Raw genomic sequence first — 19,268 nt, forward strand, 5'->3', positions numbered from 1 at the left:
ATGACCGATTATCGAAAATCCATTTACAATATGTTTCATAATTTATATATTTAGGTCGAGTGAAGGAGATGTGATGATGTGAAAGTTGAAGTGTCGATTGATCCATCTTATAAAGAGCCGAAAATCATCATTCAAACTGACAGAATGACAGATGAGATATCTGATATTTTGAAGCGGCTTTCGGAAACCTATATGGATTCATTAGCTGTTTTTTCAGATAGAGGTGTTGAAATTGTCGATTGTAAAGATATCGTCCGAATCTATGCGGCCAAACAGAAGGTTTTTGTACAAACTGGAGCTGGTATCTTTACCGTTCGCTCTAGGTTATATGAACTGGAAGAGAAACTGGAACGTCAATTTTTCGTTCGTATTTCAAATTCAGAGATCGTGAACATGAAAATGATTAAGAATATGGATATTAGTATGACGGGAACAATCGGCGTGTTATTAAAAGGGGATATCAAAACGTATGCTTCCCGGCGTTACGTTTCAAAAATTAAGAAACAGTTGGGAATATGAGGTGAAAACAACGTGAAAAGCTTAATTAGCCGAATTGTTGGTGGTTTTATCATCGGTGTGATGATCGGACAAATCGTACAAATCATTATTTCATTCAAATTAGAACAAAGAGAATATATGCCGGTTGTGGATCATTTTCGCTCTTTCTTTGTTAGTGAGACGGCAGCTGTCATCGTGCAAATACTTTTAACAGGCATTATTGGTGTTACATTCGCTACAAGTTCGCTCGTATTTGAGAAAGCGAAGTGGAGTCTGCTGAAACAGTACATCGTTCACTTTTGTATAACAGCACTAGTATGGATACCGATTGCGACGCTGCTTTGGATGCCAAAAACGTCTATGAGTACACTGATTTTCTTCATTAGTTTTTTAAGTACGTATGTTGTCACATGGGTTATTCAATATATGATTTCAAAAAATGATATTAAGAAAATAAATGCTGCGATTCGTTCAAACCAATTAGAAGAGAGAGATGATGAATAAATGGCTATTGAAATTAAAAATCTAACGAAAAAATTTAAAGAACGCAAAGCAGTCGACAATCTTTCTCTGACGATTGAGAAGGGAGAGTTTTTTGCACTTTTAGGGCAAAATGCCGCCGGGAAAACCACAACGATCAAAATGCTTAGTTGTTTAAGTACACCGACAAGCGGAGATGCATTGATGTTAAATGATAGTATTGTCAAAAATCCAGAGGCAGTTAAACAAAAAATAAACATTTCTCCGCAAGAAACCGCGGTCGCTCCAAATCTTTCTGTGAAGGAAAACTTAGAATTTATTGCGAGTATTTATGGCAGCAAAAAGCAAGAGGCTGAACAAAAAGCTGTGGAGATGATGACAAAGTTTGGACTGTTGGAGCGAGCAAAAAATAAAACAAAAACATTATCAGGCGGGTTGCAGCGCCGGCTCAGTATTGCGATGGCACTCATTTCAAATCCCCAAATCATCTTTCTAGATGAGCCGACTCTAGGACTTGATGTTCGGGCCAGACGTGATTTATGGAAGGTTTTACTTGAATTAAAGGGTAAAATCACGATTGTTTTAACGACCCATTATTTAGAAGAAGTAGAAGCGCTTGCTGATCGCGTCGGCATTATACATGGCGGTAAATTGCATGCACTTGGAACGATTGATGAGTTAAAAGAAAAAACGGGACACTCTTCTTTAGAAGATATCTTCCTTACCCTAACTGAAGAGGAGGTAACCTAATGAGATATTTAGCATTTGCTTCACGTAATTGTAAGCAGATGTTTCGAGATCCTCTGACACTCCTATTTGGGATTGCTCTCCCGATTATTGTTATGTATCTTTTTTCAATCATGCAAAAAAATATGCCTTTTGATCTTTATAGTATAGAAAACTTAACGCCAGGCGTAATCGTTTTCAGTTTTTCTTTCATTACGTTATTTTCAGGGATGCTGATTGGAAAAGATAAAAGCAGTTCGTTTTTAATGCGGATTTTTGCTTCACCAATGTCTGCGTCTGATTATATTATTGGATATACTCTCCCGCTATTGCCGGTTGCGATTCTTCAAATTGTCATTTGTTTTATCTCTGCATTTTTCTTAGACTTATCTTTTAATATGAACGTGCTCGGTGCCATGATTTTGCTCATTATCATTGCAATGCTTTATATTGGATTCGGTCTACTGCTTGGCACGTACTTTACGGATAAGCAGGTTGGTGGGATTTTTGCGATCTTCGTCAACCTTACAACATGGCTAAGCGGCACTTGGTTTGAGCTGGATATGGTTGGCGGTGCATTTAAAACGATCGGTTATGTATTGCCATTTGCTCATGCCGTTGATGCTGCACGATTTGCTTTATCTGGTGAGTATGCTGATCTCGTCATGCCTTTATTATGGGTAGTTGGCTATACGGTCATTATCTTTGTTATTGCAGTATTGGGTTTTAAGAAGAAAATGAAAAGCTAGATAAATTGTATTTGAAATACTTTATTATTTTAAGTAATGAAAACAAGATACAACTTTATTATTCTTGTTACTTTTAAACATACTGTTCAATTTAATAGGAGGGAAGTAGTGCATTGTATGCACATTGTTCAAAGGAAGAGTATTTAAAAAAAGTGATTTACGTGTTGCTCTCATTATTTAAGTGCCAGTAAACCTAAAGACATGAGGAGAAAACAGGGCTGTTTTATCACTTTACTTTATTGTCATTGGCTTTCTAGTCAGTGATCTTTATATTCATAGAAAAAAGCATGGTTATTGGAGAAACACTGTACACATTAAATACTGCAAAACCCCCTAACTATTTATCGTAAGGATTAGGGGGTTTTTCTAGTGACTGTCTTAATAAAGTAATGGGCAATTAGCCTCCTTACTTTATATTGGTGTCGATAAAGAAGAGAGGGCGTTAGCTTGGTCTGCACAGAAAGTTTCTTCAAAGGTGTTAAAAGGAAGGCAGCTGAGTCCTTACCTGCAAATACTCAAACTGCTTTTAAACGATTGTAAAGCAATTTAATGCACACAGTACCCGATATTAAAGGGACTGCAAACAATATAATGACTGCTATGGTTTCCCAGCCGTCAAAGAAGGCGTGGTTTTTAATGAAAACTTGTCCTTCTAAAATTATAAAAGTTAGGATTCCTATCAAGAAAAGAAAGCCTGCAAACAGAATAATCAGGGCTTTAAGTGTTAATTCTTTAAACTTATCTTTAAAGTAAATTAAAATGAAAACTAAAGAGCCAACGGTTGCTGCTGTACTTATTACTTGATGATTTTTCAATAAGCTTGCTACGATGACGCAAATGAGAAAAAGGTAAAATGCTAAGTTTTTAGACAAAAAATCTCTCCTTCTTGTAAACTAAGAAAAAGTTTACAAGTTTTTCTTAATAGAATCAATTAAATTTTCAAATAAAATGGTTACTTTATTGAAAAATGAACTAAAAAATCTATGTACCAAATTTTCATTATTGAAAATTGCTTTGTCATTAAGGAGTTATGTAACGGAGAGGGTTGAGTCTCTAAGATTTAAATGATGGTTACAGAGACAACTTACTATAGAATTTAGTTTATTCTAGTCATTCAATCAAATTAAACGCAGATTGTTTTACTGAGACCATTAAGGCTGCAATGCCTGTAGAGTTATTTAAGGCGTTGCACAAAGACCTTATTGAAGAGAAAATTTAAATGACATTAGAATATTAAAGACAATCGCCATCTATTCATGTTCATTTAGGAGGTTTTAAAATTGAGAAGTGAAAGCGAAATGATGAGATTAATTCTTGATTTAGGAAATAGGGACAAAAGAATCCGATTGGTAACCCTAGAGGGTTCCAGGACAAACAAAAATGTACCCAGAGACAAATTTCAAGACTATGACATTTCTTATTTTGTAACTGATATAGACTCTTTTAAATCTAATGATGAATGGCTGAAGCACTTTGGTGAAATGATCATGATGCAAAAACCTGAGGATATGGAGCTTTTCCCTCCGGAACTGGGAGATTGGTTTTCTTATTTAATGCTCTTCAAAGATGACTCGAAGATTGACTTAACTCTAATCCCAATCGATCAAATGGAGCAGTACTTTTCAGACAGTGATGGTTTAGTGGAAGTATTATTGGACAAGGATTTACGAGTCAAGAACACGATTACTGCTACTGATGAGAGGTATCACATTAAAAAGCCTACAGCACGGGAATTTGATGATTGTTGTAATGAATTTTGGATGGTCTCAACCTATGTTGTCAAAGGGTTAATGAGGAAAGAAATACTTTTTGCATGGGATCATTTAAATGAGATTCTTAGACCCAATCTTTTACGTATGATTTCTTGGAATATTGGGATACAACACAATTTTTCTTTAAGTGTCGGCAAGAATTACAAATATATTCAAAGATACATGGATGAAAAAGACTGGGGGCACTTGCTCAATACTTGTGTGGGTGATACATATGAAAACATGTGGAAGTCATTATTCGGTTGCTACGAACTTTTTAGAAAATACTCGCGCACAGTGGCTGCCCAATTTAATTATGATTATCCTCACTATGACGAACAACTCTCAGCTTATTCAATGAAATTTTATAACGCCTTTTCTGAAATGGACTAAAAATGACGAGGGGGTTTTGAATATCCATGCAAATATGTAACAGTTAAACAAGAAGTAACGGGTGTTCCTGTCACTATCCTTAAAACTGCATATGAAGTTGGGCGGAGCCTAATCTCTGAAGAGAAAAATAAACCTGTAATTGAAACGATTTTCAGACCAAGTTTAAAGACGTGGATACAAAAAAACCCGGTGGGTTGAACCGGGTAAAGAAAAGTGTATTTTGAGGAGATATTTAAAGGGATTCTAGTAGTATTTTTTATGGTTTTTATATTCAACAACATAATCATAATCTTTATCATGATCATAATGCTTTTTATAACGCTTTTTGTCTTGATAGTAATCTTTTTCATCATGGTCATCATATTTTTTGTCATAATCGTAGTACTTCTTGTAGTAAGTCTTTTTACAAGAATAAAATTCTTCTTTATACTTTTTGTAATAACCCATATATACTCCTCCTTTATATATTTATCGCTTTTATTATATGAAAGTTGGAGTATGTGGCTTGGACAAATAAATCATGAGAACAAAAAAGGGCTGTCCAATATTCAAGATCAACAGATCAGATTGCAGACGTAGCAATGGAGCTGTTTATGAGAGGACTCCGGAAGAGCTCAATGGTTTTGCTATATTACATGATGATCAGAGGGGATATGGGGTGCTTTTACATATGATGAGAGAATACTATAAGCAAATATAAATTACCTAGACTATTTGAGAAAATGATTTTCATGAATCGCCTAAATGCCTGATCATTCATTTCTCAATAAAATAAATATTTCTTACAAATGCCCATTTTTGTATGGACGACTAACGCGAATGTCATCTTTCAAATACAATATCACTGCAGGTTTAATGACTGGGGGTTTGATTTTGTATAGACAATACCCAATGGTATACTCCCCATATCCATACAACACAAATTACTATTCGCCATATTATCAAGTGTACTCAACTTATGGGGGAGACCGTTGCTTTCAACGCTGCATGTATCAAACTGGTGGAAATTATCAGCTGTGTGACACTCTTTGTTACGAAGAGTTTCCAGTGTAAAGGAGTAACACATAAAGAGGAGGGCGTTCCTCCTCTTCATAAATAAAAAATTAATGTGATAATAAAAAGCGGATATGAGATGATTGCCAAGAAATTCGTTGCTCTGTTTTTATTTCTTTGAAAAGTAAATATGAGAGTGAAATCTAAAAAGAACATGATACGAACAAGTTTTTGGATGGCCGAAGATTTTATCTGCGAAAATATTTGCTAATTCAAAAGAATTTTACGATTACATTAGTTCTCTTGGCATATCTCGTGTTAAGGCAAAGTGTTTCTCCGCGGGCAGTAAAATCTATGCTATTCTTAATTAGACCAGGTAAAATCATTTTTGTTATTTCACTTATTCATCGATTATAAGACTGGAGGGACAATTTTGCGATTTAATGTTGAATTTGAGTTCAGTAATGGAAATTATAGGGATGCGATTATTGAAGCAAAATCGGAAGAAATACTTATAAAAGAAATAAAAGAGTGTGCAGATTGGTATGAATACACTAAGAATAAGACTACATATAATATTAATATACGCAGTGTAACAAGTTTTTCGGTTAAAGCAAAATAAGCATCCTTCTGGGTGCTTTTTTAATATACTGAAAGCGGAGGTGTTTGAATGATTGGCCGAATAAAAGCGGCAATTGATAACAGCCCGGGAAAGCCGGAGAAAATTCTAGTCAGCGAAACCGTTCTTTATCAATTGGCATCTGAAACAATTTTTATTAACATCCCGAAGCCTAAAACGATCATGGGTATACCTATTGAAGTATCTGATGAAGTAGAAGATTTTGAGTTGAAGTATTAGGGGAGATATCCTAATGGGGTGTCTCTTTTATCTCTAGAAATTGATTTTAATTTTGTTTTTGTCTTTTCGCGATTGATCATCTGAAGTGAAAAAAAAGCATTTGATTGTCTCGTCGTTCTTCAAATGCTATTTTTGCTGAATTGTCATATATAATTGTTAGCTAACCCTGCTAGGCGGCAGCCGGTCCAAGTTAACTCCAGCTCCCCAGATTCATTCATTGCGGGTGAAAACTTTTTATATTGTTATCCGTAGAAGAGGTACAGAGTAAAGGAGGGGAAACGGTGTTGGACAAATGACTCTTGATTTCTATTATATTTCACTTATAAATTTGCCCAAGCTTATCAAGTCAAAGGAGTCCCCAGGTCAAATGAAAAATGGCCAGTGTATTGTATAGGTTTGTAATAGCAGGACTATCAGCGGCACAATTCAATTAAACTTTATCAATTGTACGATTTCAGGAAGAGAGGAAGATAAAATTGAGAAAATTTTTATCCATTTTTACGATGTTAATGTGTATATGTCTATTTTCTAGACATGTCGGTGTTGAATTTGTAAACCAGTACTACTGGTGGTTTGCCTTTCTATTTCTGATTGGGCTCTTCAGTCAAATTATTTTCTTTATCATGCATAAAAGAAATAAACCAACCGAACAATAAGCCATGAAACTAGTAAAAATGAATCCACAATGGAGTTTAGCTAAATTGAGTAAGCAGACAAGGAGAGAGTGATGGAAACAAGAAATACTTTGATGATCCTTCGCGGTTATTCAGTCAACATTCAGAAATTTTATTTTTTGAGGGGGACGTATGGTTAATAAAGAGAAAATCATTCACATCGTTTTTGGCATGTCGATTGCCGGTTCTTTAAAGTTTGCTCTCAAAAAGTTGGGAAAAGAAGATAAGGAGAAAGTGATCTGTTTTTCTGACATTTTTTCTGTAGGTCCCATAAAGCGTTTGCATGAAAAGGAAGGTCTTGAAGAAAGGAAAAATTGGTTGCGATCACATTTTAGTACTTATGATGATTATTTTAATCACGATTATATACACGACTTTACGGAAGCTTTGATTGCCCTCACTCAGGCGCCAGAATACATTCCTTTAATGATTTGGACAGGGGAGAATTCCCACGAACAAACAGGACTAAGGTTGGCTCTGTTTTTATTAAAAGACAAGAAAAATGACATTGTGTTAATCAATACGAATCAAGCTTATCAAGAACAATTTCAAAGACCCGACCGTGATTATACTCCTCTCTGCTCGGGTGAAATTTCTCCAGAGAAATTCGGAATCCTTTACAAGAAGTATAAACTAACCAAGCCAATTTCACTTGAAATGAAAAAAAGTTTAGCAAAAGAATGGGAAACACTATCAGAATCACAAGACAAGCTGCGTTTATGGACAGATAAAATACATAGTGTTACAGAAGATCATTATGACTCTTTCATTATAAAAATGGCACAAAAATTACACGATAAGCTGGGAGGAAAAGAATTTATAAAATCTGTAATGTTAGTTGGAGAGGTGCTAGGACATTTAGAACAATATCTAGGCGACCAATTTATTGAATACCGAGTGAGACATTTAATAAAAAACGGTACGTTTGAAATGAAAGGCTCATCGAGAGCGATGAGATACTATAGCATAAAACTTGCAAGGCAGAATAGATGAAATGTAGTAAATTCTAGAAGTATTCATATTCTCTTTGTTCTAAATATAGTATTATATGGAAAAAGGAGGAATGTGAATGAAGAGGTTGATTATTGTTGTAGCATTGACCTTGTTATTAGTCTGGAATTTGAGTGTGCAGCAAGCATATGCAAAGATCACACGTGATGAAGAAAAAGTGAGTTTTACTATGTCTGAAGATGTAAAAGGTTTCTTCATGGCAGACGATACTAACTCAAATTATTATCCGACCAGGCTCGGCTACAGATTCACGATATTCGATGCAGTAGGTTGTACTCTCAATATCAAGCTGCAGAGGATTACGCTTGACGGTTACAGAGTTACATTAAGTGAGAAAGAATTCAAAGGAAATCACTTTGATTTCAGTGCAAGAGACATGGTAAGTGGTACACCGAATAGAAACCACTACTTAGAAATCACCAAAAAACCTGGCTGCGGAGATGTAAAGATTAAGGGAGTATACGGGTTTGAGCATGACGAACCAGACGATTATTCTTTTGATTAAAACGAAGGTCAAGGCGATCACGAGCCTTGACCGTTTTTTCGGATGTTATAAGGGAAAGAAAACCGCGAAAAGAGGGTAACAGATGTACAAAAATGAAGAATTGCTCATTCGCCCGATGAATGAATCTGAATTACCCAGACATAAGCTCGGCATGCAAATGGAGGCTGGAATTAGAAAAGTAAGATACTATAGCTGTGTTCTGAATATCAAAGCTTAAAGAACGAGTGGAAAAAAGACTCAAGGAAATAAAAACAAAATTTAAAACATACAAGATCAGAAAGGGTGATTTCCTCACGTTTTCTTTTTATATTGGTTCATTCCGTTAGGCAGACCTGCCTTTATCAATTAATGAAAAGTTTGAACTAAAATAATTGATAACAATTAAAAAAGGAGAGAGAGTCAGTTTATGTCTAACAAGAAAATGATCAACACGAGAAGAACAATAAAACTTTTTTGTTTCTTGTTTGGGCTGCTTGTGTATCTCACTGGTTTTTTTCCAACGATGGTATATGCTTTTTCCACGGATATGTATTGCAACTTTGAAGATCTGAAGGCACATGAAAGTCCTGATCATTATAATGTTTATACAAGATCTGCAGACTCCAATATTTTAATTTTGGCTCCTCACGGTGGCGGAATAGAAGGGGGCACTAGTGAGTTGGCGAGGGAATTAAGCAAAACATATTCTGTCTTTCTATTTGAAGGCCTAAAAAATGATTGCAACGAGAATCTCCATGTTACAAGTGAAAACTTTGATGAACCTGCAGCTGTAAAAATGGCAGCCAAACATGACAATGTTATTTCCTTACATGGATATGCGGATGCCAAACAGCACATTTTGATTGGCGGAACAGATGAAAAAAGAGCCGTAAAACTGGCTGAACTTTTTAACAAAAGTGGGTTTTCTGCAGAAGCGATTTCTCGCAATCATCGTTTTGGAGGTCGTGAAGAGGATAGTATCGCAAACCGCAATAAATCAGGCAAGAGTATTCAGATTGAAATCAGTTTGGCGCTTCGTGAATCTATGTTTGATCATTTTACTCTTGATGGCCGAGAGCATTCTAAGAACAAGACATTTTATCAGTTCACTGAGTCATTATCAGATTTTATTGCGGAGAATTACTAAAAAGCAGCGGAACTGGACACGCTTGAAATGAAATTGTAGACTTACGAGTTAGAATATGCTCGGAAAGGATTGAATCGTATTTGACAGATGCTATTTATCGAAACATCATGATTTTACTTCTTTGTCTGACAGCAGGCATAGTGGATGTGATTGGTTATCTAAGTTTGGATCACGTATTTACCGCTAACATGACGGGGAATATCATTCTTTTAGGCTTAGCTATCGGCAACTCTTTTCAAACGGCAATACTGAATTCGCTTACGGCCTTGGCCGGTTTTATTACTGGAGTAATCCTTGCGTCGGCTATTGTCACAAACAAAGAAAAAACGTTTTGGCCTCCTGCTGTTACAACAGTACTTGCAGTGGAAGGAGCCGTTTTGCTGCTATTTGCACTCCTTTCTTATTTTGCAGTATCTTCCAGTTTCCCATACCTTCTTATTATCCTGCTGAGCATTGCAATGGGGCTTCAGACAACTGCTGCAAGAAAACTGGGTATAGCAGGCATTTCAACAACTGTGTTAACCGGAACGCTCGCTACCTTTTTTGAAGATTTCACCGCCCGCTTTTTCGGCGGAGGCAAAAAGAAAGGCTTCACAACAGATGCTTTGTTACGCGCCGCAGCACTTGTTTTATATTGCTCTGGTGCCGTCATCGCAGCCCTTGCCGAACCCTCTTATCAATTTGCAATCATTTGGCTTCCAATTGCCATTATCATCGGAATTATTATCCTTGCTGTGACTAGGTTTCACAATGCTTTTGAAAAAGATTGAAGAAAGCTGGCGGCTTGAACGTCAGCTTTCTTAATAACTCTGCCGGGCCTTTGTGGATACCTGCAAAGAAGAGGATAAAACTATCCTTGAATTCGGAGTGGAAAACAAAGGAGCAATTCTTCTGCACAAGCCCTCTTTGGTAAGAGTTCATTAGGATTAATGTTTTTGGCGATTGCGTTTTCTGAAAACAGTAGATATCGCGACAGCTAGTACGATAAGTAATGAACTTCCTATTATAATGATGGCTTCCAATTCAACGACCTCCGTTCATTGAGCATTCCTGACATCTATTCCTATAGTATAAGAATTTGACATGCATCGTGATAATCCTTTGACATATTGTCATATTCAGATGTGAAAGAAAAGAAAAATCCATTTTTTACAATCTGGAAAAATGGTATTCTAAATATGCGGGCAAATTACTAGAGAGGGGGGCGTGACGAATGAAGCAAGCTCCCATTTATGTTGAAATACAAATTGAATCAGACGTTGAACGGCTTTGGGAGTACACGCAAAACCCATCGCTTCATAAAGAATGGGATCTTCGCTTTTCAGATATTACTTATCTTCATAAAAAAGAAAACGAACCGCAGGCATTTTTATATGAAACTAGGATTGGATTCGGTTTGAAAATAACAGGTACCGGAGAATCCGCAGGAAGCATTCATAAAAATTCTTCCGAAAGAGCATCATCCTTAGTGTTTTATTCCGGTCACCCGTTATCTCTTATAAAGAAGGGAAGAGGGTACTGGAAGTACAAACAAATAGATAATCGTCACGTCACGTTTATCACTGAGTACCAATATGAAACGTCTTACGGTGCATTCGGGCGATACATAGACCGGTTTATGTTCAGGCCGCTCCTTGGCTGGGCAACCGCTTGGAGCTTTGATGCTTTAAGACTATGGCTTGAAAAAAAGAAGCATCCAAAACAATTGATCCGCAGAACAATGGTATATAGTATCATCAGTTTGTTTTTCTCATTTGGCTGGATATTCCACGGAATAAACGGTCCCTTTCCTGAAACAATCAATTTGTTAAAGAATATTCAGGCTGAATGGCTTGCTGGCTGGCTTGAAGCAGGAATTGGCGTCTTATTTCTGCTTCCTTTACGCAGGAAAAGTATCCTGTATAGTGTGCAAATGCTTATTCTGGCGTTGCTGTGCTTTTACCAATCAGGAGAATTGTTTTCTTTCTTTTGTTACATATTCTTTTTTGCGCTGTCCTCAGCCGGTTATGCTTGCTCCCTTCAACTTCCAAGCGCCTTAAATACAAAACGAAAAAGAAAGAAGTGAAATTGTGGTCTCCATTTATGAACATCATATTGTCAATAGTCATTTGCTGCACCCCAAGCTACGAAAACGATATCAGTTAGATCTTACACACACGTTCCGGGCAAAAGGGGTTATGTCTGAAATAAGCGGCGGTTCCTTTATTGCCAGGGGGCTTTTAAAGTTTGGGGTTCTCTTTCGCTGTTTTTTTTCGGAAAGAGGAAAGGATGTTCCTTTTATCATTGAGAATAAAACATTCAGCACAGAGCAGCATGAGGTTGCTGTGCAGTGGAATCGTACTTTTTTCTTTAGCGGGAAAAACCGATTTTTTGACGCCGTCATGATCCATGATGAAAAAGAAAAAAGAATTCTTGATTATTTCGGAAAGCCCCATCTGCTGCTTTCTGTTTTATCCTTTGAAGCGGAACAAAACGGAGCGCTTAAAATAACGTCAGGACAGCAATGGTTTTTAATTTTCGGCAAGAAAATCCCTATCCCTAAGTGGCTTCGTGGAAAGTCAACTGTTTATGAGTCCTATCATGATGAAAACGCCTGTTTCACTATAGAAGTAAACGTGGAAAATGATATTCTCGGAACTCTTTTCTATTACAAAGGATCATTTCAGGAAGTCGGGACAGTTGAATGATGAAATTAAATATGTCTGTAAGCACTTTTTGTTTTCTCGTGTTTTTCTTTATTGAAACGCCGGATGTATCTGTCGCGGAAGCCCTTGTTTTACTTTCTGTTCTTTTTTTCGTTCCAAACATTTTTCCATTTGTGTTTTATCAAACGGCTGATCGGCTAGTTATTATTTTGGAAAAGACACTTATGCTATGTTACCCGATTGCTGCAGTTTCGGCTTCTTTAGCGTTTTTAACTGATGCTGTATTGTTTGCGCTGATATGGTGGGCCTATACGTCTTTACTGGCAGCATACGGAGTGATTCGGCTTCGGAAAACAAAAATACATAGAATTGAAGAGACATCCATTTATCTGGGTCTTATTTATTTGTTTATGGGCGGTTTTTGGTTTTTTGCTTATACGTCAAATATGAATATCATGAATTTTAGCCGTCTCATTATTTTGCTGACAGCGGTGCATTTTCATTATTCAGCTTTTCTGATCCCTATCTTTAACGGCTTACTAGGGAGAAAGATAAGAGTGAAACGGAGACTTTATCTTTGGGTCACATGGACGATTTTACTATCGCCTATGCTTATAGCAGCCGGCATTTCTTTCTCGAAAATCCTTGATTTCATTGCGGTCTCACTATATATGATCGCTTTGTATGTGAATGGTTACTTGGTGTTTCATACACCCTTTCATCGTAAACTTGCAAAAATACTTGTTGCGATTTCCGCCATTGTATTAATGATTACGATCCTCTTCTCTCTTATCTATTCTTTTGGCGTATTTCAGGAGAAAGTGACCCTTTCCATCAGCCAAATGATTTGGATTCATGGTTTTTCCAATGCTGTTGGTGTGATCATCCCGGCGTTGTGTGGGTGGAGGCTTGAAAATCCGCAGCCGACAGATAATAGCTGCGAAAAACCATTCAGCCGTATTTATGGAAAATGGAAGATAGGAAAAGGCTTTTTGAAAAGAAATGATTTGGAAACGTCAGACTCGTATTCAGGGCTTGTTGAGAATATGAAAAACTTGGAATCAAAAGATTTTTCAACTGAAAATCTGCAGCCATTGATCAAGGATTTTTATGAACAGACAAACAATTTTCGGTTAAAAGCAAAAGTGACATGGACTACTTGGTTTAAACCGTTTGCTTTCATTTACAACGGCATCAGCAAAAGAACCGGCCAGATTCATCTTTCAATGAATCCTGACTGGTATATGATGCATAGTGAAATAACGGGTGTGGATTCTCAAAAGGACGGCAGAGAAAAGGTTCGTGCCTGGATCAGAACAAATGAAAAAGATGAAACGATTTTCACAGCACTATATTCGCTGCATAAATCCAACGGGACAGGCTATATGAATATCTCACTTCCATTGCCTTTTTCAAACATGACTGGTATTTTAAAGCCTTATCCTCATAGTGGCGGAATGACGCTGACTAGTAAACGAAGAAGAAGCGGAGCAGGAGATGAGGGGATCTATCTCCATACTGCATGCGGAACGATCCCATTGCCTTTATCGGAAACCTTCTATATAGAAGCAAAAGGTCTAAACCGCTTGACGGCTACTCACCATATGTGGATATTTGGCTTTAAATTTTTGTTTGTCCAATACGAAATTGAAAAAAAGTGATAAAAATCAAAAAACAGATGCACTTGACCATTTACCGGCCAGGGCATCTGTTTTTTTCTGTGCAGGAAAAAAGGACTAAATCATAAGTGGAATTCTAGTTGAAGTAACAATGGGGCGGAGTAAAGACCATTAAAATATTACAAATGTAAGAACGATGTTCGGGATAAAAGTATATAATATTGTGAATTTAACAAAAATTTAACAAAGGAGAAGAGATTGATTCATGAAAAACTCTCGGCGAATCATTCATAATGTTCATTCGGGATTAGAGGCGGAGTAGATGAAACCGGCCAAAGTAACCCTACTCCACCGTATGCTCCATTGCTTGAAGCATGTTGATTGTAACATAGTAAAGTATTTCACTTCAACTTATCTTCTGGTAAATATTTCATTGTTTGCAATAATCTTATTTCCATTTTCCGTCATAGCAGAAGCTGAGGATGAATATGCAAACTTTGAAGAATTAAAAAACAATACAAATCCATCTGATTATGGCATATCAACGCAGGAAGGAAACACCAGCGTCTTAGTGTTAGCCATACACGGAGGCGGGATTGAAGGAGGTACAAGTGAATTAGCAAGAGAACTCAGCAAACATCATTCCATGTATTTGTTTGAAGGGTTGATGCCCTCCGGCAATTCCGTTTTGCATATCACAAGCACTCACTTTGATGAACCTGCCTCGCTTACTATGGTCAGAGGACACAGGAGTGTTATATCTTTACACGGTTACTCTGCTGATGAAAAAAATATTAAAGTAGGCGGCACTGATCGAAACAGAGCCGCATTGCTGGTGGAAACGCTTCATAAAGCAGGATTTCCGGCGGAATTGCTGAGTGCGCAAGATAAGTACGCGGGAGTCAGCCCGGACAATATAGCGAATAAATCAATATCAGGGTTGAGTATCCAGCTGGAATTGAGCATGGGATTTAGGAAATCTATGTTTGAAACGTTCTCATTAAAAAGCAGATCCAGCACGCAAAATCAAACGTTTTATAAGTTCACCGAAACTATTTCAGATTTTATTAACGCTCAATATTAAGCCAGCTTCAAATGTATAAAAATAAAACCCAAGCGACTCGATGATTTCTATTTTTTTGAGTTTACTTGGGTTTTGATACATATAAATGATAAAAATATAAAGTTATGATTTAATTTATGAAACTTTAAGGTCATACGATCGTATATTAAACAGAGTAAGTTATTTTGCTATTAAATGATAAAGCTGCAAGAGAGGTGAAATATATGAAGGTCATAATTGGTTCCATTATTCTTCTGGTCATCATTGGATTCGGTTTATGGCTTATGTTAAGCCCATTCTTTAAAAAGGTGGGAAGCGGAGCAAGCAAGTTTAAAAAATCATGGGAGGAAGATCGTAATGAATGAAAATAAAAAAAACAGCACAAAAAAGATTATAGGCGGAATTATTGTAGGCGCAGCGTTGATCCTTGGAGGGATTACAGCCTCATTATTTATTGAAAAGATTCCAAACGGCTATGTCGGCGTTGTTTACTCACCGAATGGCGGGGTGAAATCAGAAACGCTTGATCAGGGCTGGCATTTAGTCGGGCTGTTTAATAAAGTTACTGAATATCCGGTGCGTATGCAGACAGTAGACAATGAAGATATTAAAGTAGCAACCTCTGACGGTAAAAACATTTCTATGGATATTGCCTACAACTATGTTGTGCAGCCTGATAAGGTGGTGGAACTGTTCAACAAGTTTGGAGCGGTTGACATTGAGACAATTGAAAATACATACCTCAAAACAAGATTGTGGGATGCCGCTAGAAAATCCATTTCTAAATACTCCGTAATTGATACATACGGTCAGAAATCATCTGAGGCCGCGTCAGAAGTTCAAAAAACATTTGCTGACGATATGAAGGACCTGGGCTTCCTTATCGATGATTTGACGTTAGGTGTTCCTAAACCTGATAAAGCAACACAAGAAGCAATCGACGCGCGTGTGAAATCTTCACAAGAGCTGGAAAGAACACAAACGGAAATCAAAATTGCTGAAGCAGAAGCCAAAAAGAAAAAGATCGAAGCTGAAGGAATCGCCGATTATAACCAAATTATCAAGAAATCGATGTCAGATGAAATGATTAAATACAAATGGATTGAAAAATGGGATGGTAAAACACCAAAAGCGACAGGCACTGATTCATTGCTTCAGCTGCCATTGGATGACGAAGAAGAAAGTAAATAAAAAAAGGAGGCGATTTCGGCCTCCTTTTTGTGTTTTAAGAATCTTCCCAAACAAAAAGATCTTCAATATGGCAGCCGATTGTTTTTGCAACCGTCATAGCAACATTCATTGTCATGGTTGTCTTGATTCCATCTATATAATCGTTCAGCCGTCTTTCACTGAGGTTGGTATTTTCAGCGATGTCAGAAATGGTCATATCGTATTCCTTCAGAACATCTCCTAATCTGCATTTGAGCACTCTATAAACAGGCATTTGTGAACCCCTTTTTAGACATATTGTAGCATACATGCCGCAGATAAAACATAAGGCTCTCGTGATAGAGATTTACTCCTTATGTTTATTAGGCAGATCTGGAGATAACTCGTCTGACACTTCAGTTTGATATTGCAACCGGCTGTCTCTTGAAGCAAGTTGGTCACGGTAATCTTCATTCAACACATTAGCCAGCAAATATCGATGAAAAAAGTATTCAAATACGCCTACACCAAGTGAGGCGATAAGAGCCGCAAAAAATGGAGAAAAATCACCGCCGGTGCGATTGATAAGAAATACCCAGAGGATAATTAACGACAACCCAAAATCAGCGGCTGTGGCAATAAAATTGCTAGCCCTTGGCAATATAAGCATATCCCCTGTAAGATAAGAGATCAGCCCTAAAACAAATGTGATGAATAATACACTTAAAAAAGATACATGATAGATTCTGTCCAAAATGACATATAAAAGGGAAAGGGTCAAAGTGATTTTTGATGCGAGTGCAATTATATGTTTCATTTTACCACCTTACTGATTATTTAATGAAAGCACAAACTTATTTTTTCACTTTTTTATATCCAAATGAATAGAAAAACTGTCGAGAAAGTCTCAGCAGCTTGAATGAAGAGAGCATCCGAATTTAAATTTGAGGCAAGTCTTTAGCTGTTTCAGCGGCCTGAATATCAACGTTTATCTGTTCGGATAAATTTCTGGGGTGATAAAAGCCCTTTGCAACCATGTAATTGAAAATTTGTTCATGTGTATCAATAGCATCGTGCAAATACTCATGTAATGTATCTCTCACTTCCGGAGAAGCCGTCTCGGTAATGGCTATGGCAATATCTTTAATTCCAGTTTTTGCCGAAATTAAAAAATCAGTGGCAATGACCTGTTCTGTCATACTGCCCATTCCGGCAAGCTTTTGAAAAAATTCATTCATATTTGTTCACCTCGCTCAGCCAGTAAGCTTTGCAAACGCTCAACCTGCCGTCTTGTTTTTAACGCATCCTGTTCTAAAATGTCTCTTAATTCTTGATCCTGCACTAAACCGGTCATCGTTGAAGACTTAGTCAAACAAAGGTTTTTAAATACAAGCAGTTCATGAAGATCTAAAGTCTCATGAAACCCATTCATATAAGTCATTCCTTTCTAAGAAAAGTTAGACAATCAATATTATTTTGAGCAATGGGGTGCTGCTTAAAACAGGAACTTTGTGGAATGCATTATTTTTGAAGAGAGAAGGATTATTATCAGAAGAAGCAGCTATTGGCGATATGTATCAGGTTTAACCGAAACTGAGTGCACGTAGTTCATTAGGCAGATGGGGAAAGGGTGGGAGGAGGCAGCGAATATCAAAGAAGATCATTCACTGTTTACTTTCAGTAGTGCAAATGCCGAAACAATTATCGTAAAGCTGAAGCAAGCATAATTTGGGGAGATATCGGGGACTGGTTTGATTTTACGCTCACAAGTTCTATGATAAGTGAGTTTATTACATTGAATAAACACTAAAAGAACTAATTAAACTATGTACTAAATTTTCAATTTATTTATTATCATCTCGCCCCAAAATATCATAAAACTTGTCACTTCTCACGAACTAAAACATGAAACAAATTAGGAATAAATTCGACTACTTATAAACAAGGCTGATTATGAATACTTAACAAACGTATTTTACTAAGTGCTTACTTACACTTGGATGGGGCTTGTTCTCAACTGTCAAGATTTATTTCTCGGCAGAGAGACACCAGAAACTCAGAAAAAGTTTCCTTAAGGAAAAATTATTTGTTGACTTCAACTTAAAAATGTAGGATAATAATGGGTGTAAACATGATGTAATTTTTTCCTCCTTTTCAGGTTCGTTTCTAAGCCAGGGCGAACCTGCTTTTTTTGTTTTGTTATGAATAGAACCCCCTTTATATAAAAGAAGGGGGTTTTATCTATGAAAAAAACTGCCGAAATGAAGTTCGGCAGTTTAAAAGTTTCTAATGAACGGTTCTGAATACACCGATCACTTTTCCTAGTATACTGACATTCTGTAAAATAATCGGCTCCATTGTTGGATTTTCCGGCTGCAGCCGCACATGAGTATCTTCTTTATAGAAGCGTTTGACTGTAGCTTCATCATCCTCCGTCATGGCGACAACGATCTCTCCGTTGTTGGCAGTGCTTTGCTGCTTTACAATGACGTAATCTTTATCGAGAATTCCGGCATCAATCATACTTTCACCCATAATCTCCAGCATAAACACGTGCTCGTCCGGCGGAACCATCCGATCAGGCAGCGGGAAATACTCCTCAATATTCTCTACTGCTGTAATGGGGCTTCCTGCCGTTACTTTTCCGATAACAGGCACATTAACAACTTGGCTTTTCGGAATTTGCACTTCTTCTTCATCTAGTATTTCTATCGCTCTTGGTTTTGTCGGATCACGCCTGATCAGCCCCTTCGTCTCTAAACGAGCCAAATGCCCGTGGACAGTCGAACTGGACGCAAGGCCTACAGCCTCCCCAATCTCCCTTACAGAAGGCGGATATCCTTTTGTTTTTACCTCTGCTTTTATAAAACGGAGGATATCAAGTTGCCTTTTTGATAGCTTCGTCATTTTTCGCACCTCTAACGTCGATTTTAAGTAGATTATAGCATGATTTTCCTTACAGTACAAACATAGGTTCGAAAAAAACAATTGACAGAAACATTTGTTCGTATATACTTGAGTTATAAA

General features: G+C 37.1%; 24 protein-coding genes. 17 read left to right on the forward strand and 7 right to left on the reverse strand.

The features are described from left to right. Nucleotides 1-78: 78 nt before the first annotated feature. Genes AXI57_RS18325 through AXI57_RS18340 form a run of 4 tightly spaced genes read left to right on the forward strand, consistent with a single transcriptional unit; the run spans nucleotide 79 to nucleotide 2,453 of the window. A complete protein-coding gene (locus AXI57_RS18325; protein WP_061670866.1) occupies nucleotides 79-519 on the forward strand; it encodes a LytTR family DNA-binding domain-containing protein in 441 nt (146 codons plus the stop codon). Nucleotides 520-531: 12 nt separating this feature from the next. Continuing rightward, the gene (locus AXI57_RS18330) at nucleotides 532-1,002 is read left to right on the forward strand and encodes a DUF3021 domain-containing protein (RefSeq protein ID WP_061670867.1); all 471 of its coding nucleotides are present in this window, start codon (nucleotides 532-534) and stop codon (nucleotides 1,000-1,002) included. Further along, nucleotides 1,003-1,728: an ABC transporter ATP-binding protein gene (locus tag AXI57_RS18335; protein WP_061670868.1), complete on the forward strand. Its 726-nt coding sequence runs from the start codon at nucleotides 1,003-1,005 to the stop codon at nucleotides 1,726-1,728. Continuing rightward, the gene (locus AXI57_RS18340; protein ID WP_061670869.1) at nucleotides 1,728-2,453 is read left to right on the forward strand and encodes an ABC transporter permease; all 726 of its coding nucleotides are present in this window, start codon (nucleotides 1,728-1,730) and stop codon (nucleotides 2,451-2,453) included. Before AXI57_RS18335 ends, AXI57_RS18340 begins: the two co-directional genes overlap by 1 nt. Before the next feature lie 515 nt (nucleotides 2,454-2,968). Here the strand turns inward: AXI57_RS18340 and AXI57_RS18345 are convergent. Beyond that, nucleotides 2,969-3,325, reverse strand: coding sequence for a YoqO family protein (locus AXI57_RS18345; RefSeq protein WP_061670870.1), 357 nt, complete (start codon nucleotides 3,323-3,325; stop codon nucleotides 2,969-2,971). Between the two features lie 408 nt (nucleotides 3,326-3,733). On the opposite strand from AXI57_RS18345, the gene ant(6) reads away from it, so the two are divergent. Continuing rightward, the gene (gene ant(6) / locus AXI57_RS18350) at nucleotides 3,734-4,597 is read left to right on the forward strand and encodes an aminoglycoside 6-adenylyltransferase (RefSeq protein ID WP_061670871.1); all 864 of its coding nucleotides are present in this window, start codon (nucleotides 3,734-3,736) and stop codon (nucleotides 4,595-4,597) included. A gap of 243 nt (nucleotides 4,598-4,840) precedes the next feature. On the opposite strand, the gene AXI57_RS18355 is transcribed toward ant(6), so the two are convergent. Next, complete coding sequence (locus AXI57_RS18355; protein ID WP_061570442.1) at nucleotides 4,841-5,044, reverse strand: hypothetical protein; 204 nt, start codon at nucleotides 5,042-5,044, stop codon at nucleotides 4,841-4,843. Between the two features lie 979 nt (nucleotides 5,045-6,023). On the opposite strand from AXI57_RS18355, the gene AXI57_RS18360 reads away from it, so the two are divergent. The 12 genes from AXI57_RS18360 (at nucleotide 6,024) to AXI57_RS18410 (ending at nucleotide 16,283) form a co-directional block, all read left to right on the forward strand. Further along, complete coding sequence (locus AXI57_RS18360) at nucleotides 6,024-6,212, forward strand: hypothetical protein (protein ID WP_061670872.1); 189 nt, start codon at nucleotides 6,024-6,026, stop codon at nucleotides 6,210-6,212. Between the two features lie 48 nt (nucleotides 6,213-6,260). After that, on the forward strand, nucleotides 6,261-6,449 hold the full coding sequence (locus AXI57_RS18365; protein WP_061670873.1) for a hypothetical protein: 189 nt from the start codon (nucleotides 6,261-6,263) through the stop codon (nucleotides 6,447-6,449). A gap of 806 nt (nucleotides 6,450-7,255) precedes the next feature. Then, a complete protein-coding gene (locus AXI57_RS18370; RefSeq protein ID WP_061670874.1) occupies nucleotides 7,256-8,116 on the forward strand; it encodes a DUF1835 domain-containing protein in 861 nt (286 codons plus the stop codon). Nucleotides 8,117-8,192: 76 nt separating this feature from the next. After that, nucleotides 8,193-8,639, forward strand: coding sequence for a hypothetical protein (locus AXI57_RS18375; protein ID WP_061670875.1), 447 nt, complete (start codon nucleotides 8,193-8,195; stop codon nucleotides 8,637-8,639). A gap of 406 nt (nucleotides 8,640-9,045) precedes the next feature. After that, nucleotides 9,046-9,765 (forward strand): poly-gamma-glutamate hydrolase family protein, encoded by a 720-nt coding sequence (locus AXI57_RS18380; protein WP_081112791.1) that lies wholly within the window; start codon nucleotides 9,046-9,048, stop codon nucleotides 9,763-9,765. 80 nt (nucleotides 9,766-9,845) lie between these two features. Beyond that, nucleotides 9,846-10,535: a YoaK family protein gene (locus AXI57_RS18385; protein WP_061670876.1), complete on the forward strand. Its 690-nt coding sequence runs from the start codon at nucleotides 9,846-9,848 to the stop codon at nucleotides 10,533-10,535. Nucleotides 10,536-10,978: 443 nt separating this feature from the next. After that, nucleotides 10,979-11,830: a hypothetical protein gene (locus AXI57_RS18390; protein ID WP_061670877.1), complete on the forward strand. Its 852-nt coding sequence runs from the start codon at nucleotides 10,979-10,981 to the stop codon at nucleotides 11,828-11,830. 4 nt (nucleotides 11,831-11,834) lie between these two features. Beyond that, nucleotides 11,835-12,452, forward strand: a complete 618-nt coding sequence (locus AXI57_RS18395) for a DUF4166 domain-containing protein (RefSeq protein WP_061670878.1) — start codon at nucleotides 11,835-11,837, stop codon at nucleotides 12,450-12,452. After that, the gene (locus tag AXI57_RS18400) at nucleotides 12,452-14,071 is read left to right on the forward strand and encodes a YndJ family protein (RefSeq protein ID WP_061670917.1); all 1,620 of its coding nucleotides are present in this window, start codon (nucleotides 12,452-12,454) and stop codon (nucleotides 14,069-14,071) included. Before AXI57_RS18395 ends, AXI57_RS18400 begins: the two co-directional genes overlap by 1 nt. Nucleotides 14,072-14,351: 280 nt before the next feature. Next, a complete protein-coding gene (locus AXI57_RS18405) occupies nucleotides 14,352-15,113 on the forward strand; it encodes a poly-gamma-glutamate hydrolase family protein (RefSeq protein ID WP_061670879.1) in 762 nt (253 codons plus the stop codon). 203 nt (nucleotides 15,114-15,316) lie between these two features. After that, nucleotides 15,317-15,457: a hypothetical protein gene (locus AXI57_RS21810; protein ID WP_167375101.1), complete on the forward strand. Its 141-nt coding sequence runs from the start codon at nucleotides 15,317-15,319 to the stop codon at nucleotides 15,455-15,457. Then, nucleotides 15,450-16,283, forward strand: a complete 834-nt coding sequence (locus AXI57_RS18410; protein ID WP_003328719.1) for a prohibitin family protein — start codon at nucleotides 15,450-15,452, stop codon at nucleotides 16,281-16,283. Before AXI57_RS21810 ends, AXI57_RS18410 begins: the two co-directional genes overlap by 8 nt. A gap of 34 nt (nucleotides 16,284-16,317) precedes the next feature. Here AXI57_RS18410 and AXI57_RS18415 read toward each other — a convergent pair whose 3' ends face one another. The 5 genes from AXI57_RS18415 to lexA all read right to left on the reverse strand — a co-directional run bounded on the left by AXI57_RS18415 (nucleotide 16,318) and on the right by lexA (nucleotide 19,148). Beyond that, nucleotides 16,318-16,536, reverse strand: coding sequence for a helix-turn-helix domain-containing protein (locus AXI57_RS18415; RefSeq protein ID WP_061670880.1), 219 nt, complete (start codon nucleotides 16,534-16,536; stop codon nucleotides 16,318-16,320). A 72-nt stretch (nucleotides 16,537-16,608) separates the two neighbouring features. Continuing rightward, a complete protein-coding gene (locus AXI57_RS18420) occupies nucleotides 16,609-17,058 on the reverse strand; it encodes a YndM family protein (protein WP_061670881.1) in 450 nt (149 codons plus the stop codon). A 121-nt stretch (nucleotides 17,059-17,179) separates the two neighbouring features. Then, on the reverse strand, nucleotides 17,180-17,479 hold the full coding sequence (locus AXI57_RS18425) for a spore coat protein (protein ID WP_003328722.1): 300 nt from the start codon (nucleotides 17,477-17,479) through the stop codon (nucleotides 17,180-17,182). Beyond that, nucleotides 17,476-17,673 carry a hypothetical protein gene (locus tag AXI57_RS18430; RefSeq protein WP_061570428.1) on the reverse strand — a complete coding sequence of 66 codons (198 nt, stop codon included), beginning with the start codon at nucleotides 17,671-17,673 and terminating at the stop codon, nucleotides 17,476-17,478. The genes AXI57_RS18425 and AXI57_RS18430 overlap by 4 nt, the downstream gene beginning before the upstream one ends. 854 nt (nucleotides 17,674-18,527) lie before the next feature. Beyond that, complete coding sequence (lexA, locus tag AXI57_RS18435; RefSeq protein ID WP_003328724.1) at nucleotides 18,528-19,148, reverse strand: transcriptional repressor LexA; 621 nt, start codon at nucleotides 19,146-19,148, stop codon at nucleotides 18,528-18,530. Nucleotides 19,149-19,268 lie beyond the last annotated feature (120 nt).

It is taken from the genome of Bacillus atrophaeus (assembly GCF_001584335.1).
GTDB classification, from domain to species: domain Bacteria; phylum Bacillota; class Bacilli; order Bacillales; family Bacillaceae; genus Bacillus; species Bacillus atrophaeus.